The 26,215-nt window shown below is 58.5% G+C and carries 20 protein-coding genes; 10 read left to right on the top strand and 10 right to left on the bottom strand.

Annotated features, from left to right (window positions below):
* Positions 1-87: 87 nt before the first annotated feature.
* Positions 88-1,521 carry a glycogen synthase GlgA gene (gene glgA / locus SPL01S_RS14090; RefSeq protein ID WP_006328588.1) on the top strand — a complete coding sequence of 478 codons (1,434 nt, stop codon included), beginning with the start codon at positions 88-90 and terminating at the stop codon, positions 1,519-1,521.
* A 142-nt stretch (positions 1,522-1,663) separates the two neighbouring features.
* Positions 1,664-4,111 carry a glycogen phosphorylase gene (glgP, locus tag SPL01S_RS14085; protein ID WP_020439938.1) on the top strand — a complete coding sequence of 816 codons (2,448 nt, stop codon included), beginning with the start codon at positions 1,664-1,666 and terminating at the stop codon, positions 4,109-4,111.
* 193 nt (positions 4,112-4,304) lie between these two features.
* On the opposite strand, the gene glpD is transcribed toward glgP, so the two are convergent.
* The 3 genes from glpD to glpG all read right to left on the bottom strand — a co-directional run bounded on the left by glpD (position 4,305) and on the right by glpG (position 7,598).
* Entirely contained in the window at positions 4,305-5,813 is a 1,509-nt protein-coding gene (glpD, locus tag SPL01S_RS14080) for a glycerol-3-phosphate dehydrogenase (RefSeq protein ID WP_063200649.1), read from the bottom strand.
* Between the two features lie 264 nt (positions 5,814-6,077).
* The gene (locus SPL01S_RS14075; RefSeq protein WP_063200646.1) at positions 6,078-6,725 is read right to left on the bottom strand and encodes a DeoR/GlpR family transcriptional regulator; all 648 of its coding nucleotides are present in this window, start codon (positions 6,723-6,725) and stop codon (positions 6,078-6,080) included.
* 36 nt (positions 6,726-6,761) lie between these two features.
* Entirely contained in the window at positions 6,762-7,598 is an 837-nt protein-coding gene (gene glpG, locus SPL01S_RS14070; RefSeq protein WP_062868941.1) for a rhomboid family intramembrane serine protease GlpG, read from the bottom strand.
* A 347-nt stretch (positions 7,599-7,945) separates the two neighbouring features.
* Here glpG and rbsK point away from each other — a divergent pair, with 347 nt between their 5' ends.
* From rbsK to SPL01S_RS14050, 4 genes are all read left to right on the top strand, one after another.
* Entirely contained in the window at positions 7,946-9,157 is a 1,212-nt protein-coding gene (gene rbsK, locus SPL01S_RS14065) for a ribokinase (protein WP_004951403.1), read from the top strand.
* A 55-nt stretch (positions 9,158-9,212) separates the two neighbouring features.
* A complete protein-coding gene (locus SPL01S_RS14060) occupies positions 9,213-10,136 on the top strand; it encodes a dihydrodipicolinate synthase family protein (RefSeq protein ID WP_006328578.1) in 924 nt (307 codons plus the stop codon).
* A 96-nt stretch (positions 10,137-10,232) separates the two neighbouring features.
* Positions 10,233-10,715, top strand: coding sequence for a NanQ anomerase/TabA/YiaL family protein (locus SPL01S_RS14055; protein WP_063200643.1), 483 nt, complete (start codon positions 10,233-10,235; stop codon positions 10,713-10,715).
* Positions 10,712-12,007, top strand: coding sequence for an MFS transporter (locus SPL01S_RS14050; protein ID WP_062868939.1), 1,296 nt, complete (start codon positions 10,712-10,714; stop codon positions 12,005-12,007). The genes SPL01S_RS14055 and SPL01S_RS14050 overlap by 4 nt, the downstream gene beginning before the upstream one ends.
* A 33-nt stretch (positions 12,008-12,040) precedes the next feature.
* Here SPL01S_RS14050 and glpE read toward each other — a convergent pair whose 3' ends face one another.
* Positions 12,041-12,367, bottom strand: coding sequence for a thiosulfate sulfurtransferase GlpE (gene glpE, locus SPL01S_RS14045; RefSeq protein ID WP_004951393.1), 327 nt, complete (start codon positions 12,365-12,367; stop codon positions 12,041-12,043).
* A gap of 83 nt (positions 12,368-12,450) precedes the next feature.
* Complete coding sequence (malT, locus tag SPL01S_RS14040; protein ID WP_004951391.1) at positions 12,451-15,165, bottom strand: HTH-type transcriptional regulator MalT; 2,715 nt, start codon at positions 15,163-15,165, stop codon at positions 12,451-12,453.
* Between the two features lie 544 nt (positions 15,166-15,709).
* Here malT and malP point away from each other — a divergent pair.
* Together malP and malQ are read left to right on the top strand one after the other, a co-directional pair.
* On the top strand, positions 15,710-18,115 hold the full coding sequence (gene malP / locus SPL01S_RS14035; protein WP_037433784.1) for a maltodextrin phosphorylase: 2,406 nt from the start codon (positions 15,710-15,712) through the stop codon (positions 18,113-18,115).
* A gap of 9 nt (positions 18,116-18,124) precedes the next feature.
* On the top strand, positions 18,125-20,215 hold the full coding sequence (gene malQ, locus SPL01S_RS14030; RefSeq protein ID WP_063200640.1) for a 4-alpha-glucanotransferase: 2,091 nt from the start codon (positions 18,125-18,127) through the stop codon (positions 20,213-20,215).
* Positions 20,216-20,295: 80 nt separating this feature from the next.
* Here malQ and nfuA read toward each other — a convergent pair whose 3' ends face one another.
* On the bottom strand, positions 20,296-20,871 hold the full coding sequence (gene nfuA / locus SPL01S_RS14025) for a Fe-S biogenesis protein NfuA (protein ID WP_012147309.1): 576 nt from the start codon (positions 20,869-20,871) through the stop codon (positions 20,296-20,298).
* Between the two features lie 58 nt (positions 20,872-20,929).
* Complete coding sequence (gene gntX, locus SPL01S_RS14020; protein ID WP_063200637.1) at positions 20,930-21,613, bottom strand: DNA utilization protein GntX; 684 nt, start codon at positions 21,611-21,613, stop codon at positions 20,930-20,932.
* 42 nt (positions 21,614-21,655) lie between these two features.
* Between gntX and bioH the strand changes: the two genes are divergently transcribed.
* Both bioH and SPL01S_RS14010 read left to right on the top strand, forming a co-directional pair.
* Complete coding sequence (gene bioH, locus SPL01S_RS14015; RefSeq protein WP_063200634.1) at positions 21,656-22,438, top strand: pimeloyl-ACP methyl ester esterase BioH; 783 nt, start codon at positions 21,656-21,658, stop codon at positions 22,436-22,438.
* A 259-nt stretch (positions 22,439-22,697) separates the two neighbouring features.
* Positions 22,698-22,979 (top strand): YdgH/BhsA/McbA-like domain containing protein, encoded by a 282-nt coding sequence (locus SPL01S_RS14010; RefSeq protein ID WP_004951376.1) that lies wholly within the window; start codon positions 22,698-22,700, stop codon positions 22,977-22,979.
* Between the two features lie 46 nt (positions 22,980-23,025).
* On the opposite strand, the gene SPL01S_RS14005 is transcribed toward SPL01S_RS14010, so the two are convergent.
* From SPL01S_RS14005 to feoA, 3 genes are all read right to left on the bottom strand, one after another.
* On the bottom strand, positions 23,026-23,262 hold the full coding sequence (locus SPL01S_RS14005; protein WP_062868935.1) for a FeoC-like transcriptional regulator: 237 nt from the start codon (positions 23,260-23,262) through the stop codon (positions 23,026-23,028).
* The gene (feoB, locus tag SPL01S_RS14000) at positions 23,262-25,577 is read right to left on the bottom strand and encodes a Fe(2+) transporter permease subunit FeoB (RefSeq protein WP_063200783.1); all 2,316 of its coding nucleotides are present in this window, start codon (positions 25,575-25,577) and stop codon (positions 23,262-23,264) included. The genes SPL01S_RS14005 and feoB overlap by 1 nt, the downstream gene beginning before the upstream one ends.
* Positions 25,578-25,650: 73 nt before the next feature.
* Entirely contained in the window at positions 25,651-25,875 is a 225-nt protein-coding gene (gene feoA / locus SPL01S_RS13995; RefSeq protein WP_004951370.1) for a ferrous iron transporter A, read from the bottom strand.
* Between the last annotated feature and the right edge of the window lie 340 nt (positions 25,876-26,215).

The following is a 26,215-nucleotide window of genomic DNA, read 5'->3' as shown; positions in this document are numbered from 1 at the left end:
GCCGCCTTGTGAATGGACTGATGGCTTGCAAAACGCGGAATTTACAACAGCGGCAAGCCTGCTTCTTTGCCGACTTCAGGAGTGATAATGCAGGTTTTACACGTATGTTCTGAAATGTTCCCTCTGTTGAAAACCGGGGGGCTCGCAGACGTGGTTGGCGCATTACCGGCGGCTCAAATTGCCGAGGGCGGCGACGTTCGGGTGCTATTGCCCGCTTTTCCTGACGTGCGTAATGGTATACCGGACTCCGTGCTGGTGGCGGAAATCGATTCGTTCGCCGGCCGGGTCGGCCTGCGCTACGGTACCTATCATGGCGTGGGCATCTACCTGATTGACGCCCCCTGGCTGTATGACCGGCCGGGCAGCCCCTATCATGACCAGTCGATGAATGCCTATTCCGACAACCATCGGCGTTTTGCCCTGTTGGGCTGGATCGCCTGCGAGTTGGCCAAGGGATTGGACCGCTACTGGCGGCCGCAGGTGGTGCACGCCCATGACTGGCACGCCGGCCTGGCCTGTGCCTATCTGGCGGCCAACGGCCACCCGGCGCGTTCGATTTTCACCGTGCACAACCTGGCTTATCAGGGGCTGTTCTCCGCCCATCACGTGGCTGAACTGTGGCTGCCGCCTTCGTTTTACAACGTTTACGGCCTGGAGTTTTACGGCCAGATGTCGTTCCTGAAAGCCGGGCTGTATTACGCCGACCATATCACTGCCGTCAGCCCGACCTACGCGCGGGAAATCACCCGGCCGGAGTTCGGTTGCGGCATGGAAGGGTTGTTGCAGGAACGCCAGCGGCAGGGGCGGTTGAGCGGCATTCTTAATGGCGTGGACGACAATATTTGGGATCCGTCCCACGATCCGCGCTTGACCGCCCGCTACGATGCTGAAGATTTGAAGAACAAGACCAAGAACAAGCTGCACCTGCAAAAAGCGATGGGCCTGAAGGTGGACGAGTCGCTGCCGGTGTTTGCGGTGGTGAGCCGCCTGACTAACCAGAAAGGTCTGGATCTGGTATTGGAAGCGCTGCCGGCATTGCTCGAACAGGGAGGCCAACTGGCGCTGTTAGGGGCCGGCGATGCGGTGCTGCAGCAGGCGTTTCTGGCCGCCGCCGCCGACTATCCGGAACAGGTCGGGGTACAGATTGGTTATCACGAGGCGTTCTCGCACCGGATTATCGGAGGCGCCGATGTGATCATGGTGCCGAGCCGCTTTGAACCCTGCGGACTGACTCAACTCTACGGCTTGAAATACGGCACGCTGCCCTTGGTGCGCCGCACCGGCGGGTTGGCGGACACAGTGGTGGACTGCGCGCTGGAGAATCTGGCCGACGGCACCGCCAGCGGATTTGTGTTTGATGATTGTGATGCCGCCGCACTGGGCAACGCCATCCGGCGCGCCATGGTGCTGTGGAGCAGGCCAAAGCATTGGCGTCACGTACAGCGCCACGCCATGAGCGTGGATTTTGGCTGGCAGATTGCGGCAAAGGATTATCTGTCGCTTTATCAACGGTTGTTATAGTCGTAATACGGGTGTCTGGTTAGCGTGCATGCAGCAAGCATCCGTAATTGTAGGTTGTAGGGGCGCAGCATGCTGTGCCCATATTCAGCGGGGCGTTGATATTCCGAAGAATAGGGCGCCCCCTTCAGGGGATAGAAAAGCTATGACTTCACCGATTAGTTACACCTCACCCACGGTCAGTGTTGAAGCGCTGAAACATTCCATCGCCTATAAGCTGATGTTTATTGTCGGCAAGGATCCGGCTATCGCCAACCAGCATGACTGGCTGAACGCCGTGCTGTTTGCGGTGCGCGATCGCATGGTGGAACGCTGGCTGCGTTCCAACCGCGCCCAGCTTTCCCAGGACGTGCGACAGGTCTATTACCTGTCGATGGAGTTCCTGCTCGGGCGCACGCTTTCCAACGCGCTGTTGTCGATGGGGATTTACCAGGATATCGATGACGCGTTGAATGAAATGGGGCTGAGCCTCGGTGAATTGCTGGAGGAAGAGAACGATCCGGGGCTGGGCAACGGGGGGCTGGGGCGGTTGGCGGCCTGTTTCCTTGATTCGCTGGCGACGCTGGCGCTGCCGGGGCGCGGCTACGGCATCCGCTACGAATACGGCATGTTCAAGCAGAACATCGTTAACGGCCAGCAGATGGAGTCACCGGACTACTGGCTGGAATACGGTAACCCGTGGGAGTTCCCGCGCCACAACACCCGATACAAGGTGCGCTTCGGCGGGCGAATTCAGCAGGAAGGCGCCAAGGCGCGCTGGCTGGAAACCGAAGAGGTGTTGGCCATCGCTTACGATCAGGTGATCCCCGGTTTTGATACCGACGCCACCAACACGCTGCGGCTGTGGAGCGCCCAGGCCAGTAACGAAATCAACCTCGGTAAATTCAATCAGGGGGATTATTTCGCGGCGGTTGAGGATAAAAACCACTCGGAGAACGTATCGCGCGTATTGTACCCGGACGACTCCACCTATTCCGGGCGCGAACTTCGGCTGCGGCAGGAGTATTTCCTGGTGTCGGCCACGGTGCAGGATATCCTCAACCGCCACTGGACGATGCATAAAACCTTCGACAACCTGGCGGACAAGATTGCCATTCACCTGAATGACACTCACCCGGTGTTGTCTATCCCCGAACTGATGCATCGGCTGATCGACGATCACAAGTTCAGTTGGCTCGACGCCTGGGCCGTCGTGGAACGGGTATTCTCCTACACCAACCACACGCTGATGAGCGAAGCGCTGGAGACCTGGCCGCTGGACATGATCGGCCGGATCCTGCCGCGTCACTTGCAGTTGATCTTCGAGATCAACGATCACTTCCTCAAGCACGTGCAGGAAGTGGTGCCGGGCGACAACGAGCTGTTGGCGCGGGTGTCGATCATTGACGAGACCAATGGCCGCCGGGTACGCATGGCATGGCTGGCGGTGGTGGCCAGCCATAAGGTCAACGGGGTTTCCGCACTGCATTCCGAGCTGATGGTGCAGTCGCTGTTTGCCGACTTTGCGCGCATTTTCCCCGATCGTTTCTGCAACAAAACCAACGGCGTCACGCCGCGCCGCTGGCTGGGGCTGGCCAACCGGCCGCTTTCCGCCGTGCTGGACGACAGCATTGGCCAGACCTGGCGCACCGATCTCAGCCAACTGAGCGAGCTTAAAGCCAACATCGATTTCCCCAGTTTCCTGCAGGCGGTTCAGGCTGCCAAAAGGCAAAACAAAGAGCGGCTGGCGAAGTACATCGCCAAAACCCTGAATGTGGTGGTCAACCCGGATGCGTTGTTCGATGTGCAGATCAAACGCATTCATGAGTACAAACGGCAACTGCTCAATGTACTGCACGTGATCACGCTGTATAACCGCCTGTTGCAGGATCCGGAGACCGAGCGCGTGCCGAGGGTCGTGATCTTCGCCGGCAAAGCGGCCTCGGCCTATTATGCGGCGAAGCAGATCATTCGCCTGATCAACGATGTGGCGAAGGTGATCAACAACGATCCGCGCGTGCATACCCAGTTGAAGGTGGTATTTATTCCGAACTACAGCGTCAGTCTGGCGCAGTTGATCATTCCGGCGGCGGATCTTTCCGAGCAGATCTCGCTGGCGGGCACCGAGGCGTCGGGCACCAGCAACATGAAATTCGCCCTTAACGGCGCGCTGACCATCGGCACGCTGGACGGTGCCAACGTAGAGATGCTGGAGCATGTGGGTGAAGAGAACATCTTTATCTTCGGCAATACCGCCGAGCAGGTGGAAGAGTTGCGCCGCAACGGCTACAACCCGCATCTGTACTATGAGCAAGATCCCGAACTGCATCAGGCGCTGACCCAGATCGCCACCGGCGTATTCAGCCCGGAGGAGCCAAAGCGCTACAGCAATCTGTTTGATTCGCTGGTGAATTTGGGCGATCACTACCAGTTGCTGGCCGATTACCGCAGCTATGTGGATACGCAGGACAAGGTGGATGAGGTGTACCGCAATCAGGATGACTGGACGCGGCGGGCGATCTTGAATATCGCCAACATGGGGTATTTTTCTTCCGACCGCACCATTCAGGAGTATGCGGACGAAATCTGGCACATCAAACCGATCAAGCTGTAATGCAAAAGGGCCGGATATCCGGCCCTTTGAGAATGTAGGCAAAGTTCTTTGCAGCTAAAGGGTTTACTTTGACGGCGAATGAAACAAAGGATGAGATCTTCTGCTTTACCCCAAAGGTTCGAAAACCACGTTTTTCGGACCTTTGTCACCGATCAGAAGGGCCGGATATCCGGCCCTTTTCACCTTCAATGGCTCAGGAAGCCAGAGAGAGCGTTTTCGTTTTCGTGTGTTGCGCCTGCCAGGCTTTCACCCGCGCCTGCTGCGTATCATCCAGCCACATACCCAGCTTGGTACGGTGCCAGATGGCGTCTTCCAGCTCGACCACCCACTCTTTCTCTACCAGATAGCGCAGTTCGGCTTCATACAGGCCGTGGCCAAACTCTTCGCCCAGATCGCTGAGGCCGTTGGCATTCGCCAGGATCAGCTCGCTGTGGCTGCCGTAGGTGCGGGCGTAGCGGCGCGCCAGGGATTCCGGCAACCAGCCGTGTTCGCGGCGCAGTTTGGCGGCATAGCTGTCGCGATCGCCACCGATGTCGCCGCCGGGCAGAGAACCGTTTTTGGTCCATGCCGGGCCGCAGCCAGGATAGTAATGCGCCAGTTTTTCCATCGCATGTTCAGCCAGCTTGCGATAGGTGGTCAGTTTACCGCCGAACACCGACAGCAGCGGTGCTTTGCCCTGCTCGTCATGCACGTCCAGCGTGTAGTCGCGGGTCACCGCCTGCGGCGAATCAGATTCGTCATCGCACAGCGGACGCACACCGGAGTAGGTCCAGACGATGTCGTCACGGCCCAGCTGCTTCTTGAAGTGGTCGTTGTACACTTTCAGCAGGTAGTCGATCTCGTTATCGTCGATCTTCACGTCTTTCGGATCGCCGTGGTATTCCACGTCGGTGGTGCCGATGATCGAGAATTCGTCATTCCACGGGATCACGAACACGATACGGTGGTCTTCGTTTTGCAGAATATAGGACTGCGGCTGGTTGTGAGCGCGCGGCACCACAATGTGGCTGCCTTTGATCAGGCGGATGCCGTACGGGGATTTCAGCTTCAGGCCATCGTCAAAGAAGTGTTTCACCCAAGGGCCGGTGGCGTTGACCAGGCCCTTGGCGCGCCAGGTAAAGGTTTTACCGCTGTCGACGTCAACCGCTTCCACCATCCACAGGCCGTTTTCACGCCATGCGCGGGTCACTTTGGTGCGGGTGCGCACTTCGCCGCCGCGTTTTTCCACTTCCTGCGCGTTCAGCACCACCAGGCGAGCGTCGTCGACCCAGCAGTCGGAATATTCGAAACCGCGCTTCAGTTCAGGCTTCAGTACCGATTCTGGTCCAAAGCGCAAACTCTTGCTGCCCGGCAGGCTGGTGCGTTTGCCCAGGTGATCGTACAGGAACAGGCCGATGCGGATCATCCAGGCCGGGCGCAGATGCGGCTGGTGCGGCAGGCGGAAACGCATGGGGAACGCGATGTGGGGTGCCAGCTTCAGCAACACTTCACGCTCGGCCAGCGCTTCGCTCACCAGGCGGAATTCGTAGTGTTCCAGGTAGCGCAGGCCGCCGTGGATCAGTTTGGAACTGGCGGAAGACGTAGCGCAGGCCAAGTCTTGCGCTTCCAGTAGCAGTACGGACAGCCCGCGCCCGGCAGCATCTGCTGCGATGCCGGCACCGTTGATGCCGCCACCGATAACGATCAAGTCTTTGGTTTCCACGTCAACTTCCTCCAGATGTTCGAAATAGCTCTTTCATGTTCGTTTTCGCTCATGATTGTAATCAAAAACCAACAAACAAGCCAAGACTTAACCAAACAAAAACATTTAGGCGTGATAGAGGTAACAGTTTGGTGATAGTAGTTATACAAAGAAAAGGGATATTCCGGCAGGCAATACTGGGCTCAGCAGGCTGAGCCCGGGTAAAAACGGCGGGGTGACGGCGCGGCAGGCTGCGCCCATTGGGTTAGACGAGAAGGGCGGAAATCAGCACAGCTCCAGCTGCACGTCGTACTGTTCGATGATTTTCATCACGCTTGGCGGCGGTAACTGGTCGGTAAACAGGTAGTCGATCAGGTTCATATTGCCGAGGTTGACCATCGCATTGCGGCCGAATTTGGAATGGTCGGTCACCAGCATCACGCAGCGCGAGTTTTCGATAATTGCGCGTTTGGTGCGCACTTCATGGTAGTCGAATTCGAGCAGCGAGCCGTCCATGTCGATGCCGCTGATGCCGAGAATGCCGTAATCGAGCCGGAACTGGGAGATAAAGTCCAGCGTGGCCTCGCCCATGATGCCGCCGTCGCGGGTGCGCACTTCACCGCCGGCCAGGATCAGGCGGAAATCTTCCTTGGCGGTCAGCAGGGTGGCGACGTTCAGGTTATTGGTCACCACGCGCAGGTTTTTGTGGTTCATCAGTGCGTGAGCGACCGCTTCCGGTGTGGTGCCGATGTCGATAAACAGCGTGGCGCCGCCGTGATGGCGCTGAATTTTGTTCTGATCGGCAAGGTCATTCAAATCGCGGCGAATCGTTTGCGGACTGACGTCAAAATGTTCGACCAGTTCTTCCGTACTGACATAACCTTGCAGGCGCACCAGCTCGATAATTGCGTCATGACGCTGTGTTTGCTTCACGATAATCCCCTAAAACGCCTGGCTTGTACCTGGCTGTTATTGTTCGTTGTGCGCGCGATGACGCGTGTCCCAAAATGCCATCAATAACCCTAACACTAAACCGGCCACGTGTGCCGCGTTAGCGATCGACATTCCTAAAATATCGAAATACCCGGCCACCAGCCAGAGCACTGAAAATACCATCAGGCCGCGCGGCAGCATCAGGCCGCGTTCCGGTGCCCGTTCGCCGCTGAGCCAGCTGTAGCCCATCAGCGCATAGACCACGCCGGACAGGCCGCCGAACAACGCGCCGCTGAACAGTGACTGCGCCCAACCGCTGAAGAAGGCCGATACCACCGCCAGCACGAACAGCTTGCCGGTGCCGAGGCGTTTTTCCAGCGGGCCGCCGAGATACCACCACCACAGCAGGTTAAAGGTGATGTGCAGCAGCGAAAAATGCAAAAACGCGTGGCTGACCCAGCGCCACAGCTGCGGGTATTGGCTGCTGTCCTGCGGCCAGGAGAGCCAGTACATCACGGTGTCATCGCCCATCGCCTGCATCAGGATATACACCGCAATGCACAGCACCATCACGCCCAGCGTCAGCGGCCCGGCCTTGCTGCGCAGGGTATGCAGATAGGAGTAGCCTGGGTAGTGCAGATCGGCGCCGGTGTTGCCGGTTTCCCAACTGGCGGCCTGATAGCGGCGGTTGAGCGGATCGACCAGGAACTGCTGCAACTCGTGCTGCACCTGATCCAGATGGCTGTCGTCAGCCAACCAGATTTCCGCCGCCTCGCCGGTATTGTGCACGCTAAGTTCAATACCCTGTGTCGCCATGTAGTCGACAAAGGCCTGAGCCAGGCGGGGGTTGGATACGGCGATTACTCGAACCATAGATATTCCGTTTCATATACCCGTCGCCTTCCAAGCCACTTGCCGCCTGGCCGCAGCTTGAAATTCATAGGGTAAAGATAAGTTGGACCGTCGGTTTGCCGCCGACGGCGTTGACGGCTGATTATACCGTTGAAATCTTGAACGCAGGCAAGGGATCTGCAAAAAACCAGTAAAAACACTCACTAACGGCCCTATGACGGCTCATCAATCCCGCGGTTTTCCCGCCATGGGCCGGCGAATATTGCAGCGATTTTTGTTTACTTCCGTTTAGCCCTGCAACATATGATCACAGTCACTTTTTAACCACCGGGGGTCCCTTACTCTCAAAAACAGGTGCTGAGGTGACTATGTTTCTCGAAGAACGACGCAATAACATTCTGGATTATCTGGATAAATATGAACGCGTTAGCGTGGCGTACCTGGCCACGTCTTTTGCGGTGACCAAAGAAACCATCCGCAGCGATTTAAACGTGCTGGCGCAACTGGGGTTAGTGCAGCGCTGCCACGGCGGCGCGATCGTCATCCGCCGCAGCCTGCAGGCCAAATTAATTACCGAAACCGACGGCACGTTCGAAGTGCTGTTAAGGCGCCTGGAAAGCCAGAAAAGAAAGGTGCAGGAGCCGGAGAGAGGAAAAAACATGCGAGGCAAGGTCTGTATTCTGGGGTCATTCAATGTCGATATCGTCGCCAGAGTGGCGCGCTTTCCCAAAGGCGGCGAATCGCTGCTGGCGCTCGGCAGTACGCTCGGCCCCGGCGGCAAGGGGGCCAATCAGGCGATGGCCGCCAGCCGGGCCGGTGCTCAGGTGCATTTCGTGTCCAAAGTGGGCAAAGATCAGTTCAGCCAGTTCGCTTTCGACCATCTCTCTGCGTCGGAAATCCACTCGTTCACTTTATACCAATCGGAAACCGAGCCGACCGGCAACGCCATCATTTATGTTTCGCAGCAGGACGGCGAGAACATGATCGCCATTTATTCCGGCGCCAATAAAACCATCACCGACGAAGAAGTGGCTGCAATCGCCCCGGAGCTGGCCGGCGCAGAGGTTCTGCTGGTGCAGTTGGAGAATAACTTTAACGCCACGCTGAACGCGATGAAGCTGGCCAATGCGTTGGGGATCCGGGTGATCCTCAATCCTGCGCCTTACTCCGCCGACGCGCTGCAATGCCTGGAATATGTCGATGTGATTACCCCGAATGAAACCGAGGCCTCGCTGCTGTCCGGCGTGGAGGTCACGGATTTGAACAGCGCCAAAGAGGCGGCGCAGCGTATCGCCGCGCTGGGCGCCCGACGGGTCATCATCACCATGGGAGCGCGCGGAGCGATGATCCTCGAAGGTTCGCAATTCCAGCATATTCCCGCATTCCCGGCGTTGAGCGTTGATACCACCGGTGCGGGAGATGCGTTCAACGGCGCTTTCGCCGCAGCTATCGCCACCGGGCAAACGATTGCCCAGGCGGCAACCTATGCCGCCGCCTTCGCGTCACTGGCGGTGGAAAGAGAAGGGGCGTCCAACATGCCGCAACATCAACAGGTGGTGGCTCGTCTGAGCCAGCGCTGATCCCTAATCAAACAACACCATTGTCTGCCGCGTCAGCGCGGTGTGAGGAGCAAAAATGAAGAACATCGAGGGCATTGTGCCGGTCATGCTAACGCCGTTTACCGCTCGCAACGAGATCGACTATCCGGGTCTGGCGCGCCTGATCGACTGGTATTTGCAGCGTGGCGTCGATGCGTTGTTCGCCGTTTGTCAGTCCAGCGAGATGCAGTTCCTCAGCCTGGCGGAACGGGTTGAGCTGGCGCGTTTTGTGGTGCAGCGGGTAGACGGCCGGGTGCCGGTTATCGCTTCCGGCCATATCAGCGACGCGCTGGAGCAGCAAATTGAAGAGCTGCAGGCGATGGCGCAAACCGGCATCGACGCGCTGGTGCTGGTGACCAACCATCTTGACCCGCAACGCCAGGGCAGCGCGGCATTTTTCGCCACGCTGGACAGCCTGCTGGCGGCGTTGCCGGCTAGCATGCCGCTGGGCCTGTACGAATGCCCGGCACCTTACCGCCGTTTGCTGAGCGATGAAGAGCTGAGCTATTGCGCCAACAGCGGCCGTTTTGTCGTGCTGAAGGACGTCAGTTGCGATCTGCCGACCGTGACGCGTCGGGTGGCATTAACCGCAGGGACGCCGCTGAATATCATCAATGCCAACGCCGCTATCGCCTGGCCGGCGATGCAGGCCGGATCCAAAGGGTTCAGCGGGGTGTTCACCAATTTCCACCCGGAGCTGTACCACTGGCTGTATCACCACGGCGCGCAGCGGCCTGAGCTGGCGCAGGAACTGGCGACTTTCCTGTCGCTGGCGGCGGTCACGGAGACGCTGGGTTACCCGAAAAACGCCAAGATCTATCACCAGCGTTTGGGCACTTTCGACAGCGAGCTGTGCCGGGTAAATCAGGACGACGTGCTGGAGAAATTCTGGGGACTGGGCGTGCTGCTGGATCAAATCCGCAGCGGCACCGGGTTCTACCAGCAAAAAATTGCCGGTTAAGGCTGTGCGGGAAGATGGCGACATCCTCCCGCGGTTCAACAACACCGCTGTACCTACTACACCCGCTAAAACTATCACTACACGGGGAACACCATCATGATGCTTTGCGATCTGCAGGACTGGGCGCGGGAAAAACACGCGTTTCATCCGATTATTCACCAGGCCATCGCGTTTATCGAACGCACTGATTTTGCCACGCTGCAACCCGGTAAAATCGACATTATTCCCGACAAGATGTTTTGTCTGTTGCAGGAAATAAGCACCGTGCCGGCGCAGCAAATGCGCCCTGAGTCGCACTTTGACCACGTTGACGTGCAGTACCTGTTGCAGGGGGAAGAAACCATCGGCGTGGCGCGCCGCCGGGGTGATGAACCCGTGGCGGAAGAGCGGCGCCACCACGACATCGTGTTTTACCAACAGGTGCAAAATGAAATGGCGGTCCCGCTGCTGCCAGGCACCTTTGCGGTATTTTTCCCGCACGATCTGCATCGCCCTTGCTGCCAAACCCACGGTGAGTGTTTTATCCGCAAAGCCGTGATCAAAATTCACCTCAGCCTGTTTACGGAGCCGCAATCATGAAAGAGGCGACTTCTGCGCTGCATGCATCGGCCGCCGCACCGGCGGCGCCGATCTCCCGTTTGCGCTGGGGCATTATCCTGATCCTGTTGATTGCCGCGGTGGTGAACTATCTCGATCGCGCCAACCTGAGCATCGCCAATACCACTATCGCCCGGGAGTTTGGCTTTTCCTCGACCGAAATGGGCCTGCTGCTGTCGGCGTTTTTGTGGCCTTACGCGCTTGCCAACCTGCCCGCCGGCTGGCTGGTGGACAAACTGGGGCCGAAAAAAATGTTTTCCTGGGCGCTGGGGTTGTGGTCGGCATTTACCGTGATGGCGGCGTTCGTCAACAGCTACTCGATGTTCTATGGCCTGCGGATGCTGCTGGGCGTATCGGAATCCCCGTTTTTCACGTCGGGGATCAAGATCACCCATCGCTGGTTCTCGGAGAAAGAGCGTGGCCTGCCTACGTCGATCATCAACACCGGTTCGCAGATTGCCAACGCCATCGCTCCGCCGATCCTCACCGTGCTGCTGCTGACCCTGGGCTGGCGCGGCATGTTTATCGCCATTGGCCTGGCGGGCATTCCGCTGATGCTGGCCTGGCTGAAGTTTTACCGTGATCCGACGGCGCGGGAAGAGGCGATGATCCACGCCGAAAAACGTGCGGCGGCAAAAGCCGTCAGCCAGGCGCAGGGGGGGAGCTGGGGTTCGCTGTTCCGCCATAGAACGACCTGGTTCATGATTTTGGGCAACTTTTCCATCATGTTCACCATCTGGGTTTACCTGACCTGGCTGCCGAGCTACCTGGAGAATTCGCTGGGCTTTAGCCTGAAGCAGACCGGTTGGATCGCCTCGATCCCGTTCTTTGCCGGCATTCTGGGGGTATTGTGCGGCGGGGCGATTTCCGATCGTTTGATTCGCCGCGGGGTGAAAGCGATCACCGCACGCAAGATCCCGATCGTCTGCGGTGCCGCGCTGGCGGCCTGCTGCGTGGCGCCGATCGCCTTTGTCGACAGTACGCCGCTGTGCATTTTATTGCTGTCGCTGGGGTATTTCTTCTCGCAGCTGCCTTCCGGCGTGATCTGGACGCTGGCGACGGATATCGCACCGAAACAGCAGGTGGCTTCGTTGGGGGCGATTCAGAACTTTGGCGGTTTCCTCGGTGCGGCGATGGCGCCGATTGTCACCGGGGTGATCCTCGACCTGACCGGGCAGTTCACCAACGTGTTCTTGTTGGGGGCGGGTTTGCTGATGCTGGGGGCGTTCAGCTACGGCCTGTTTGTCAAACGGCCGATGGCGGCGGCGGAGTAGCAAAGGAAGAGGGCGCAGGATGCGCCCTGATTTTTACGCTGAAGTTTCAACGTCCTGCGGGTACTGGCGTGCCCAGGCTTCAAAGCCGCCATCAATGCTGTACACCGCATCAAACCCCTGATTCAGCAGGTATTGCGCCGCGCTGCGGCTGCTGTTGCCGTGGTAGCACATCACCATCACCGGCCGGTCAAAGTCGTTGTGCTGCATGAATGTTTGCAGGCTGGCGTTGGTGAGGTGAAACGCGCCCGGCGTGTGCCCGGCTTCAAAACTCTGCGGATCGCGGATGTCGACCAGAGCGGCGCTGTCTTCTTTCCAACGCGCGTAGGCTTGTTCAACGTTGATCGCTTCAAACTGTTCCATGACTTCTGACTGCCTTGTAATGAGAATATGCCGCCATTGTAACCAACTCTGCGGCAATTAAGACCAGAGCAACGCTGTGGTTTTTAGGCGCCGTAACCCATCATCTTCAGCAGTTGCTGCGCCTGCTGTACCGCTTCCTGACGGTGGGCCACGCCCAGCTTCTGATACAGATTGCGGATATGGGTTTTGATGGTGGTGGCCGCCACGTCCAGCTCGCCGGCGATCTGGTCGTTGCTGTAACCGGAATAAATCAGCCCCAGCACCTGCCATTCGCGCTGCGTCAGCGGGCTGGTACGGATCAGTTCCGGCACCTGCGGGTGCGTTAGCAGCTTATCGACGAAGTTCTCGTCAAAATGCGCGAATTTATGCCGATGATGCTGGTTGATGTCGCGCAGAATGCGCTGAGCGCGATGGTGCTCCAGCTCCGGCAGCGTATTGAGCTGAATCAGCTGACGCAGCTGCTGCGCCATCACTTCGCCCTCGATGACAAAGTGGCTGATAAATCCGGTGCGGCTGGCCAGGGACAGCGCCTCCATCAGGACCTTCTGCGCATCGCCTTTACGTTCCATTTGCCAGTAAAGCTGGTTGCTAAGCAGCAGGTTGCGGTTCAGATCGCTCACCAGCCGCAGGCGGCGGGCGTTTTCGTTCAGTTCATCCAGCACCACTTCGGCTTCTTCGTACTGGCCGAGCATGATTTGCACCCGGGCGATATTACGCCACTGGCCCTGCATAAAGTGGTTATCCGCCATGCCGGGTTTTTCGGTCTGGCGCAACCATTGGGCGGCGGCGGCGGTATCGCCGGTCATCTGCCAGTGGATCACTCGCGGTTTGTCGGCGTTGGTTAGCCAGTCGCGATGGTACTGAGAGCCGTGCAACAGCGCTTCGCAACGCTGCAGATGCGCATGGGCGTTATCCAGATCGCCGCGCGCCAGCGAGCATTTGGCCAGCATGGCGATGCACTGCAGCTGCTGCTGAGGTTGGAAGTTGGCCAGAATTTTCAGGCCCTGACGCGCCGCGTCTTCCGCTTCGTCCAGCCGTGACCAGGACCACAGGATCTGCGAACGGATACGCAGCAGGAACTCATGCATCGGCAACTGTTCCAGATGCTGTTCGCGCACCAGCTCAAACGCCTTGTCCTGCGTCTCATAGGCGGCCTGCAGGAAACCCTGGGCAATCAGGATTTCGCTCTGTTGCAACAGCGCCCACAACGCATAGTGATAAGCCTGATGGCGTCGCGCCATCTGCTCGGTTTGTTGCATCATCGGCAACGCGCGGGCCAGCTCGCCCTTGCAGTGATGGACTTCGCCGGTTACCGAGGTGGCGACGATGCGGCTGTAATAACTGGAAAGCGGCAGAAACTTCAGCGCCTCGGTGGCCAGGCGTTCGGCCTCTTCCGGCTTGCCGGCGTTGATCGCCACCTGTGCGCGCAGAGCGTCGAATTCGGCATGCAGGGTCCGATCGACGTCGATTTTTTGATCGCGCATCGCCTGTTCGGCGCGTTCCAACAGGGTATTCACTTCGATGTAGCGGTGTTGGCTCTGTGCCAGCCAGGCCTGCAACAGCGCCAGCTTGGGATTTTGGATCAAGCGTTCATACGGCAGCGCATTCAGGCACTCTTCCAGCAGGGCCAGCTCGCTGTGATGGAACAGCGACCAGGCGTGTTGCAGCAGGATATCGCGCAGCATGCTGACGTCGCTGGCCGCCAGCGCGTGGTGAATCGCCTCCGCCGGGTAACCCAATGCCAGCCAGCCTTCGGCGGCGGCGCGGTGCAGCCCCGGCAGCTCCAGCGCCAGCTCCCATTGGCAGCGTTGGCGCAGGAAAGTGGCGAACAGCGGATGGAAGCAGAACCATTCGCCGGTGTCGTCCATGCGGTGGATAAACAGCCCCTGGCGTTCCAGCTCTTCCAGCCGTTGCTGGCCGTTATCTTCGCCGGTCAGGCGCACGATCAGCGCATCGTTCATTGAACGCAGCACCGAGCAGCGCAACAGGAAGGCGCGCGCCCCGGCATCGACGTGATCCAGCACTTCGTCCACCAGATAATCGGACAGGTGGCTGGCGTTCAGACCGGCCAGACGTTTGGCGGATTGCTGTGCAGACGAGGTGGACTGCCGGGCAGACAGCGCAATCAGCTGCAACGCGGTGGCCCAACCTTCGACTTCATCGCACAGGCGGCTGCTGTCATGCTGTTCCATCGGTGCGGTCAGGCGGCAGTCGAAGAATTGTTTGGCTTCCTGATGGGTAAATGCCAGTTGCTGCGTGCCCATCTCCAGCAGTTGATCGCGCACGCGCAGGTTGGCGATGCCCAGCGGCGGCAGGGTACGGGACAGCAGGATCAGCGTCAGGTTTTCCGGCTGGTGACGCAGGAAGAAGCGCATGGCTTCATGGATGACGTCATTGGTGATCAGGTGGTAATCGTCAATCACCAGGTACAGCGGCTGATGCCAGTCGGACAGCTCAATGAACAGCTGGGCGAACAGCGCCGACAGGCTGGCGTACTGATGTTTTTGGCTCAACGCTTCGCTCTTCACGCAGTGGCCGCCGCTGGCATGTTGCAAGGCGGCGATCAGGTAGCTGGCAAAGCGCTCGGGTTGGTTGTCGCTTTCATCCAGCGAGTACCAGCCCAAATCTGATTTGCCGGCTGCCCATTGTGCGACCAGCGTCGTTTTTCCGTATCCCGCCGGGCAATTAACCAATGTCAGGCGATAGTTTGCCGTGCCGGCTAATTTGGCCAGCAGGCGATCGCGGATCACGGTATTTTGCAGCCGTACCGGACGGCTCAGTTTTGATGGGATCAGCATAGTATTCCAGAGTGAAAATCGCGGCTCCCGTAGCCGTTGGCCTGCCCGAAGGGGTTCATTTCATCGCGACTCCTGCCGGGATCGGAGTAAAACTAATTATTTTATGGCTCGTAATTAATCACCCTCCTAACTTCTGACAACGTTAAACGTATTGCAACAAGGTTCATCTTCGGCTTGGAGTTAAATTGCTATTGATCACACTTTTTTACGTTTGCAGGCAAATCATTGCGCAATTGCGGCGTTGTGGGACGGTTGGGTAAGGCCGTTGAGGGAAAGCATTTCGATGCATGTACAAAACTTCATCAGCTGCATTAACTATGCTAATTTCATAGCGGGGATTTTCTGCTTATTCTCAGTGCTCGCGGCGTTCGTCTGCGGGCTTTTTTGCATCATGCAAGGGAGTCAAAAAGTGCCTGAGATCACAATTTTAGCTACGCCCCAATCCTCCTCCCCAGCTAATCCCCGGGCGGGATGATGCCTTCAACCTTTCTCCCCGGCACGATAACGGTAATTTGACCCACTTACTGGATAGAGAGTTTCCCTTATGTCACAGCCTATGCTTAAAAAGGATGCTTTTCTGGCGGCACTGACCCGTCAGTGGCAACGGTTTGGCCTCAGTTCTGCACAACAGATGACCCAGCACCAATGGTGGGAGGCGGTAAGCCGCGCGCTGGCCGAGCAGCTTGCTGCGCAGCCTGCGCCACGCAAAAGCGCCAAGCCGTTGCGCCATGTGAACTATATTTCGATGGAGTTTCTGATTGGCCGCCTGACGGCGAATAACCTGATTAACCTGGGCTGGTACGACACCGTCGAACAGGCGCTGGCGGAGCAGGATATCAAGCTGGCGGATCTGCTCGAGCAGGAAACCGATCCGGCACTGGGCAACGGCGGGCTGGGGCGCCTGGCGGCCTGTTTCCTGGATTCGATGGCGACGGTGGAGCAACCGGCCACCGGTTATGGCCTCAATTACCAATACGGGCTGTTCCGCCAGTCGTTCAGCGAAGGTCAGCAGCAAGAAGCGCCGGATAACTGGCAGCGCGAAAGCTACCCGTGGTTCCAGCACAATGCCGCGCTGTCGGTGGATGTGGGTATCGGCGGGAAACTGGAAAAACTGGCCGATGGCCGCGAACTGTGGCGTCCGGCGTTTACCCTGCGTGGCGAAGCTTGGGATCTGCCGGTGCTGGGCTTCCGTAATGGCGTGACCCAACCTCTGCGCCTGTGGCAGGCGACCCATCAGCACCCGTTCGATCTGGGGGATTTCAACGACGGCAAATTCCTGCAGGCGGAGAAGCAGGGCGTAGAAGCCGCCAAGCTGACCAAGGTACTGTACCCGAACGACAACCATCAGGCGGGCAAGCGTCTGCGCCTGATGCAGCAATATTTCCAGTGCGCCTGTTCGGTGGCGGATATCCTGCGCAAACACCATCAGGCCGGCCGCAAGATCGAAGACCTGCCTAAGTATGAAGTGATTCAACTCAACGACACTCACCCCACCATCGCCATCCCGGAAATGCTGCGCATTCTGCTGGATGAGCATCAGTTGGAATGGGATGCCGCCTGGGCGATCACCAGCAACACCTTTGCCTACACCAACCACACCCTGATGCCTGAGGCGCTGGAGTGCTGGGACGAGAAGCTGGTACGCAGCCTGCTGCCGCGTCATTTCTCCATCATCAAGCAGATCAACGCCAACTTCAAAAAGCTGGTGGATAAACACTGGCCGGGCGACAAGGCGGTGTGGGCCAAGCTGGCGGTACACCATGACAAACAGGTGCGCATGGCTAACCTGTGCGTGGTCAGCGGCTTTGCGGTCAACGGCGTAGCGCAGCTGCACTCCGACCTGGTGGTGAAAGACCTGTTCCCGGAATATCACCAGCTGTGGCCGAACAAATTCCACAACGTCACCAACGGCATCACGCCGCGCCGCTGGCTGAAACAGTGTAACCCGGCGCTGTCGGGGCTGATTGACGAGACGCTGAAGGTCGAGTGGGCCAACGATCTCGACGCGCTGAAAGGGCTGGAAAAATATGCCGACGACGCAGCGTTCCGCCAGCGTTATCAGCAAATCAAACGCGATAACAAAGTCGCCTTGGCAAACTACGTGCACGGCGTAATGGGCCTGACGCTGAACCCGGACGCCATTTTCGACGTGCAGATCAAGCGCCTGCACGAATACAAACGCCAGCATTTGAACCTGTTGCACATTCTGTCGCTGTATCGCCAACTGCGTGACAATCCGAATCTGGACATCGTGCCTCGGGTATTCCTGTTCGGGGCCAAAGCGGCGCCGGGCTACTATCTGGCGAAGAACATCATTTATGCGATCAATCAGGCGGCTTCGGTGATCAACAACGATCCGCTGGTGAAGGATCGGCTGAAAGTGGCGTTTATTCCCGACTACCGCGTTTCCGTCGCTGAACTGATGATCCCGGCCGCGGATATCTCCGAACAGATCTCTACCGCCGGCAAAGAGGCGTCCGGCACCGGCAACATGAAGCTGGCGCTGAACGGCGCGCTGACCGTCGGTACGCTGGACGGGGCCAATGTGGAGATCGCCGAGCAGGTGGGCGAAGACAATATCTTTATCTTCGGCAATACCGTCGATCAGGTGAAGGCGCTGCTGGCCAAAGGCTACGACCCACTCAGCTACCGCAAGAAGGACAAACACCTGAAGGCGATCCTCGACGAGTTGGCGAGCGGCGCCTTCAGCCATGGCGACAAGCATGCCTTCGACATGATGTTGCACAGCTTGCTGGAAGGCGGTGACCCTTATCTGGTGCTGGCCGACTTCGCTTCGTACTGCCAGGCTCAACGGCAGGTAGACGAGCTGTATCGTGACCAGGACGAATGGACACGCCGCACTATTCTTAACACCGCGCGGGTCGGTATGTTCAGTTCGGATCGTTCGATCCGCGACTACCAACAGCGTATCTGGCAAGCCAAGCGTTAAGGAGAGCGAATGGATCGCAAGCGCATCGATCAGGCGGCCGCTCAGGCGGGTATTGCCGCTGATTATATTAACGCTCATGGGAAACAGCAGGCGATCGCGCAGGACACCAAGCGCAAACTGCTGGAGGCCATGGGGCGGACTGCCGCGCCGCTGGAGGCTGCGGTGACGCCGCTGCCGGCGGTCAAGGTGTTCTATCAGGGCGCGCCGGTGGCGTTGCCGCTTGCGGGCAGCGGCGAGTATCTCTGGACTCTGCTGCGTGAAGACGGTGGCCGGCAACAGGGGCGCGCTGGCGCGCGTAAAACCCTTACCCTGCCGGGCGAGTTGCCGGCGGGTTATCACCAACTGACGCTGACCCAGGACGAACGGCAGTGGCAGTGCCGGTTGATTGTTGCGCCGAAACGCTGCTTTGAGCCGGACGCGCTGCTGACCGGACAAAAGCTGTGGGGCGCTTGCGTCCAGCTTTACACCCTGCGCTCCGATCGTAACTGGGGTATCGGCGATTTTGGCGATCTGCGGCAAATGGTGGAGCAGGTTGGGGAACGGGGCGGCGCTTTTGTCGGGCTGAACCCGATCCACGCGCTGTATCCGGCGAACCCGGAAAGCGCCAGCCCGTACAGCCCGTCGTCGCGACGCTGGCTGAACGTGGTGTATATCGATGTGAACGCGGTGGAAGAGTTCCAGAGCAGCGATGCGGCGCAAAAATGGTGGCTGAAGCCGGCCACGCAAAAACAGCTGACCAAAGCACGCAGCAGCGAACGGGTGGATTACAGCACGGTGACGCAGCTCAAGCTGGCGGCGCTGAAGCTGGCGTTCCCGTTGTTCCAGGGGCGTAAAGCCGGTGACGAACAGCGTCAGGCGTTCGAGCAGCTTGTTGCCGACGGTGGCGACAGCCTGTATCAGCAGGCGGCGTTTGACGCATTGCATGCTCATCTTGCCGCCGCTGACGGCAGCCTGTGGGGCTGGCCGGCCTGGCCTGAGCAATATCGGCAGGGCGACAGCGCCGCAGTGAAGCAGTTTTGCCGGCAACAGCAGGATTCGGTGACCTTCTATCTGTGGTTGCAGTGGTTGGCCGCCAGCCAGTTCGCCGACTGTTTCCGCCGGAGCCAGCAACAGCAAATGCCGATTGGCCTGTACCGCGATTTGGCGGTAGGCGTGGCGGAGGGCGGTTCGGAAACCTGGTGCGAGCCGGATCTTTATTGCCTGAAAGCGTCGGTTGGCGCGCCGCCGGACATTCTGGGCCCGTTGGGGCAAAACTGGGGGCTGCCGCCGATGGATCCGCACGTGATGGCGGCGCGGGGTTATCAGCCGTTTATCGATCTGTTGCGCGCCAATATGACCAGCTGCGGTGCGCTGCGCATTGACCACGTAATGGCGCTGCTGCGCCTGTGGTGGATCCCCTACGGTGAAACCGCCGATCATGGCGCTTACGTGAAATACCCGGTGGATGACCTGTTGGCGGTGTTGGCGCTGGAGAGCCAGCGTCACCGCTGTATGGTGATTGGCGAAGACCTCGGGACCGTGCCGGTCGAGATTGTCGCCAAGCTGCGCGACAGCGGCGTCTATTCTTATAAGGTGCTGTATTTCGAGCGTGACGGCGAGAACCACTTCCGTGCGCCGCAGGCCTACCCGGTGCAGGCGATGGCGACCATCACCACGCATGACCTGCCGACGCTGCGCGGTTATTGGCAGAGCGGCGATCTGCAACTGGGCAACCAACTGGGGCTGTATCCGGATGCGGAGATCCTGAAAGAATTGTTTGCCGATCGTGAGCGCGCCAAACAGGGGTTGCTGGACGGATTGCATCATTATGGCTGTGTGCCGCAGAAGGTGGGCAAGAAGGCGGCGTTGCTGAACATGAGCCCGCTGCTCAACCGTGGCTTGCAGCGCTATGTTGCCGACAGCGCCAGCGCACTGCTGGGCCTGCAGCCGGAAGACTGGCTGGACATGGCCGAACCGGTCAATATTCCCGGCACCAGCGATCAGTACCCAAACTGGCGGCGTAAACTGAACAAAACCCTCGAGGAGATGTTTGCCGATCAGCAAGTTAACCGGTTGCTGAAGGATCTGGACAAGCGGCGGCGAACGGTGTCGGTGGGGTAATTGTCATAAAAATGCCGGAGTTGGCGAAGCCAATCCGGCATTTTTCTTTCCGTTTCCAGGCTATTGCCTGGAGAGCGGGATCAGTAGTAAGAGTGCTCGCCGCGCTGATGCTCGGTCAGATCGCGCACGCCTTTCAGCTCAGGGAACTTCTGCAGCAGCTCTTTCTCGATCCCTTCTTTCAGCGTTACGTCGACCATTGAACAGCCGTTACAGCCGCCGCCGAACTGCAGGATCGCCAAACTGTCGTCGGTGATTTCCATCAGCGTTACGCGGCCGCCGTGGCCTGCCAGCTGTGGGTTGATCTGCGATTGCAGCACGTATTCGACGCGTTCCATCAGCGGGGCGTTGTCGTCGACCTTGCGCATTTTGGCGTTTGGCGCTTTCAGCGTCAGCTGCGAACCCAACTGGTCGGTGACGAAGTCGATTTCGGCGTCGTCCAGATAAGGTTTGCTCAGCTCGTCAATATAGGCGGACAGCTTTTCGAATTTCAGCTCGGTGTCTGTCGCTTCCACGGCATCCGGCGGGCAATAAGAGACACCGCATTCGGCCGTAGGCGTACCCGGGTTGATCACGAATACGCGGATTTGGGTGCCTTCTTCTTGATTTGCCAGCAGTTTGGCAAAGTGTTCCTGTGCGGTATCTGTTATACGAATCATAGCATTAGCTCAGTAGTTGACTTCTATTGTCGGTTATAATACGCCCATTGCGGTGGCACTACAATGTGCGGCAAACGCACCAGATTTGTATCGATGCCGCCCCTTGCCGCAGCAAGAGCCTGCTGATTTCTGCCACCGTGCTGCCGGTCGTCACCACATCATCCAACAGGGCAACGTGTCGGCCTGCCAGCGGCTCATGGCAACGAAAGGCGCCACGCAGGTTGCGCCTGCGCATACGGGCAGGCAGCCGCTGCTGTGGAGCGGTTTTTCGTACCCGCCTCAGGGCGGCAGGGCGATAATCGCAACCCAGCCAGTGCGCCAGCGGCCGCGCCAGCAGATCGCTCTGGTTATAGCCGCGTCGCCAGCAGCGTTTAGCCTGCAAGGGTACCGCTAAAATCATATCGGGTCTGTTCAGATACTGCTCTCTGTGCGCCCGTTGCCAGTTTAGCAATATCAGCCGTGCCAGCAGCGGCGCCAGTTCCGGTGCGTGCTGAAACTTGAATTTTTTGATCAGTTGACGCAGCGGCGCGACGTAGTCGCCGACGAACACCAACGCCTGCCAGGGCGGTGGCCGTTGCAGGCAGCGGCCGCAGGGGTGTGCGGCGTCGCCGGCGGGCAGACCGCAGCAGGGGCAGCACAGCGGTTTGGCCGGCAGATGGCGCAGGCAGTAACTACAGATGCCGTGGCGGCTGAGGCATAATGGCTGCCGGCATAGCCAACAGCGGCTGTGGATTGATAGCATGGCCGTCCTCCCTGACGGATGAGAATGAAAGGACAATAACTGATGACAGCGCTGTACTGGCAAACAATAGGTGAAGGCGAACGCGATCTTGTGCTGCTGCACGGATGGGGACTGAATGCGGAGGTATGGGGTTGCACGCTTGAGCGGCTGACGCCGCATTTTCGCCTGCATCTGGTCGATCTGCCGGGCTATGGCCGCAGTCAGGGATTTGGCGGCATGTCGCTCGCGCAGATGGCGGAGATCGTGTTGGCCGCCGCACCGCCACAGGCCTGGTGGTTGGGCTGGTCGCTCGGCGGGCTGGTGGCCGGCCAGATTGCGCTGACGCAGCCTCAGCGGGTACGCGGATTGATCACCGTGGCTTCCTCGCCGTACTTTGCCGCGCAGGACGACTGGCCGGGGATTCGCCCAGAGGTGCTGAGCGGTTTTCAGCATCAGTTGAGTCAGGACTTCCAGCGCACCGTAGAACGCTTTCTGGCATTACAAACCCTGGGTACGGCAAGCGCACGGCAGGACGCACGCCTGCTGAAATCGGTGGTGTTGAATCAGCCGATGCCGAGCGTCGAGGTGCTGAACGGTGGCCTGGAGATGCTGCGCACCACGGATTTACGCCTGCCGATGGCGGAACTGACCCTGCCGCTGTTGCGTATATACGGTTATCTGGACGGGGTGGTGCCGCGCAAGGTCGCCGGGCTGCTGGATGTCAGTTGGCCGCACTCATCGTCGGTGGTCATGGCGAAAGCCGCTCATGCGCCCTTCATTTCTCACCCTGATGAATTTGCCGAGATTATCCGTACCTTTGTGACCGAAGGTGGCATTCCGCGCTAAAACGCACAATAAAGCGCTAAAGAAATGGCCGCTCAGTGGATAAAAAAGAAACCTGTTCGATACTTAGTGGGGTAGATGCGTTGGCTGAAAACTGAAAAACCGCTCGCGGATTTTTTCGCTTTGACGTTTCGTCTCTGGGAAAAGGATTCTCGTCAGGGAAAGCAACGAGGTCTGAAGATGTCACGGCAGCCGGTGTTATTACGCATGTACCCCTGGACGGCTTTCATAACAAATAAATCTTCCCTTGAGAGGTATGGTAATGAAATCTTTGAAAATGATTATTGCAGCGTTGGTCGTAGGTTCCGTGTCTTTCAGCTCCCTGGCGGCAACCTTGCTGACCAAAGAAGATCTGGACAAGAATCCGGGTAAATACGAGAAGATCGGTACGGTCACCACCACCGCGCAAACCACTTCACCGATGGATGCGAAAGAAGAACTGTCGAAGAAGGCCGATGAAAAAGGTGGTCAGTATTATGTGATTATCTCCGGCCGCGAACACGGTAAGTTCAGCGCGACAGCCGAAGTGTATAAAGACAAGTAATCATTCTTGATTAACAAGGGGCGCATAATGTGCGCCCCTGCTCCGATTATTTCAACCGATACACCACCGTATCGCACCCCTTGCCCTCCGGGCAGCTTTTGCAACTGCCGCTCAGGCAGGCGCTGTTATCCTGCTCAACCCGCTCCACTTTTCCCATCGCCGTTAAACGTTCCAGCATCGCCAGTACCAGCGGCAGTGGGGTCGCCAACTGGCGGCTGAGTTGTTGCGCCTGAGCGCTGCCATGCAGCGCCAACGCATCGCGGATCTGCAGCAGGCCGGCCATCAGTGGCAGTTACCCTGAGCACCCTGGCAACAGGCGGCAGGCGTCGCCTTGCCCAGACGTACCGTTACCCGGCTGCGCGCCCGGCGCAGGCAGAACAGGATCAGCAGATTAAACAGCGCCACGATGGCGATGGCCGTCAGGCTGTACCGCGGATGCTGGCTGAAGGTGGCGATCTGGTAAAACAGCGTGGCCAACGAGTAGGCCACGTTCAGCCCCCAGAGAATGGAGAAAGTCATCCAGCCGCGGCTGGATTCGCGGGCGATTGCACCCATCACCGAGACGCAGGGCACGTACAGCAGCACAAAGATCAGGTAACTGTAAGCGGAGATGCCGGAGCCGAATTTGCTGCTCATCATGCCCATGGAACTGACGCCCATTTCCCCGTCGCCCTTGCTGGCCTCGATGGGGTTGGATAGCACGCTCAGGCTGAAGGTGTCTTTCAGTCCTTGCCAGGTGGTCTCCACAGCACCGCTCAGCTCGTCCAAAAGGTTAAAGTTGGCGGCATCAAACTCGGTGTTATTGATGTGTTCAGCGGTGTACAGGGTGTTCAGCGTGCCGACCACCACTTCTTTCGCCATGGCCCCGGTCACCAGCCCGACGGTGGCTTGCCAGTTGTCGCTGTGCACGCCCATAGGTTGCAGCAGCGGCGTCAGCATTTTGGACACCGACGCCAGCGCGGAATCATTGATGTTATCGACCGGCTTGCCGCTGAACGTAAAACTGTTCAGGCCGCCGATGAAGATGCTGGCGATCACTATCACTTTCCCGGCGCGCAGCACAAAGCCTTTCAGCCGCTGCCAGGTTTGCAGCAGCAGGCTTTTCAGGTGCGGCACGTGATAAACCGGCAACTCCATGACGAACGGCGAGGCTTCGCCGCGCATGATGGTGTACTTCAGCACCAGCCCTGTGAGGATCGCCACCACGATGCCGAGCATATACAGCGAGAACACCACGCCCGCGCCGTCCTGGCCGAAGAAGGCGGCGGCAAAGACGGCGAAGATCGCCAACCGGGCACCGCAGGACATGAACGGCGCCATCATGATGGTAATCAAGCGTTCACGCGGGGCATCCAGCGTGCGGGCGCCCATGATGGAGGGTACGTTGCAGCCGAAGCCGACAATCAGCGGCACAAAGGATTTACCGGGCAGCCCGAGCGCCTGCATCAGGCGGTCCATGACAAATGCCGCACGCGCCATGTAGCCGGAGTCTTCGAGAAAGGACAAAAATAGGTACATCATGCCGATTTGCGGCACCAGCGGCAGTACGGTGTTGATGCCGCCGCCAACGCCCTGCGCCAGGAAAATCGTCAGCCATTCAGGGAAGTGCAGGCTGTAGCCCAACCATTGAATGCCCTGGATGAAGATCGCCGCCGAACCTATATCAAATATCGGTTGCAGCGCGCCACCGAGGTTGATCGCCAGCAAGAACATCAGGTACATCACCAGCAAAAAGATGGGCACCCCCAGCCAGCGGTTGAGGATCACCTTGTCCAACGCTTCGGTCAGGCGGTTTGGCATCGCTTGCTGCGAGTTGCTGACCGCATCACACAGAGTGGCTATCGACTGATAGCGCGCATCGGCAATCACCAACGCAGGATCTTCTTGTTGCTGCTGTTGCAGCGCCAGCCTGGCGGCAGGCAGCAGGGCGGTAGCGTTACCGGCCAATTGATGGCCGTAAATATCGCCTTCCAGCATTTGCAGCGCCAGCCAGCGGCGTTGTTCCGTCGGCAGCGCCTCCGGCATGGCATCGCTCAGGGTAGCCATTTCCTTCAACAGTAACGGTGGATAGTCCACCAGCGCTTTCAGATCGTTAAACCGGTGATGGTCGATTATTTGCTTCAACGCCCCGATACCGTCGGCCTTGGTGGAGACCAGAGGCACCACCGGGCAGCCGAGGCGTGCCGACAGCGCAGCGATATCAATGTCGATTTGCTGGCTTCTGGCGATATCCAGCATGTTCAGCGCGATGATGCAGGGGATACCCAGTTCCAGCAGTTGCAGCGTCAGGTACAGGTTGCGCTCAAGGTTGGAGGCGTCGACGACGTTGATCAGCAGATCGGCATCGCCGCTCAGGATGTAGTGGCAGGCGATTTGCTCGTCGAGCGAGGTTTGCTCCGAGATGGTGGTCAGCGAATAGGTGCCGGGCAGATCGACCAGTTTGACCTGGGATTGCGGCGTGGTGAACTGGCCTTCTTTACGCTCTACCGTCACGCCTGCCCAGTTGCCGACCCGCTGGCGAGCCCCGGTCAACTGATTGAACAGCGTGGTTTTACCGGAATTGGGGTTGCCTATTAAGCCAATAGTGAGTTTTTTCATCATTTCGCGTGATATCAGTCAATGGACATTGAGCCGGGCGGTGGGGCCGCGGCCGGGGCAAGAGGGCGCAGAGTCAGGATTGGCCGTCGAGCAGGATCAGGGCCAAATCTTTCCTGCGCAGCACCAGGCTGACGCGGCGGGTTTTTATTTCTATCGGGTCCCCCAGCGGCGCGACGCGCACCACTTCGAACGATGAGCCGGGCAGCATGCCGAGCGATAACAGTTTCTGGCGATAGGCCGGGCCGATGTCATTGGAGAAACCGGCAATTTTATAAGAGCGTTTAGGTTGAAGATGCATATAACCTTCTCAGAGCCCCTGGTTTTGGGCCGATGACGATAAAGAACGTTCCAGACGAAGCGCCGCGATGAGGATCGCAGGCTGCCGACGTTTTCAATCCATGAGGTAATGCAGTGAACACGCAACGCAATAATAGTGAGAATAGTTATCGTATTCAATACAAAAAGTAAGGGTATTGGTAACCAAAGGTTATGGCACCGACACTTAACGATCGGATTGCCTGATGCCTTATTTCTATCACCGGGTCTGCAGGGGTGCAAATGCGAATGGCGAGTTAAATCAGTTACGTAATTGCGGCGATTTTTTCCGATTTGCAAAACTTGGCGACAGATTGAGTGGT

This window comes from Serratia plymuthica NBRC 102599 (assembly GCF_001590925.1).
In the GTDB taxonomy this organism is placed as follows: Bacteria; Pseudomonadota; Gammaproteobacteria; order Enterobacterales; family Enterobacteriaceae; genus Serratia; species Serratia plymuthica.
This window is presented reverse-complemented; position numbering and strand designations above follow the sequence as displayed.